The organism is Corallococcus sp. AB049A (assembly GCF_003668885.1).
In the GTDB taxonomy this organism is placed as follows: Bacteria; Myxococcota; Myxococcia; order Myxococcales; family Myxococcaceae; genus Corallococcus; species Corallococcus interemptor.
This window is the reverse complement of sequence record NZ_RAWL01001181.1, coordinates 1-431: the sequence shown is the minus strand read 5'-3', so window position 1 is coordinate 431 and position 431 is coordinate 1. Positions and strand designations below refer to the sequence as shown.

The 431-nt window shown below is 63.6% G+C and carries 1 protein-coding gene; it reads left to right on the top strand.

Annotated elements, in window-relative coordinates; translation table 11 throughout:
• Positions 1 to 428: DUF3829 domain-containing protein (locus D7X55_RS46715; protein ID WP_199747433.1), on the top strand; the 428-nt coding region annotated here is incomplete at its 5' end.
• Positions 429 to 431: the final 3 nt, after the last annotated feature.

Sequence of the window (431 nt, the reverse complement as noted above, 5' to 3'; positions counted from 1 at the left end):
CCTATACGGGCTGGATGAAGGATCCCGAGGCCGGCCCGACCGGCAAGGAAGCGCAGCCGCGTTCACCCGGCAAGCTGTTGTCGCACCGGGTCGACCATTGCGGCCAGCCGCTGACCGATGCGCTGGCAAAGACCCCTGCCACGCCGCTGGATGCACCAGCGCGACAGTACCAGCGGGCATTCCAGGCACTGAACACCCTGATCGAGCGTGCCGATGGGTACTTCACCCGCGAGGACTATCGTCGCGATGGTGGCGAAGGGATGCGCAGCCAGCATACCCCGCTGATGCAGGCCTATGCTGATTTCTTCAAGGCCAGCGAAGCGATGGATGCTGCGCTGGAAAAGAACGAGAACGATCGCCGCGCCGCCCAGCTGAAGCAGATCGAGGAAAGCGAAGGCCGCTCGCTGGCCTTGAAGAAATCAGCATAGGCC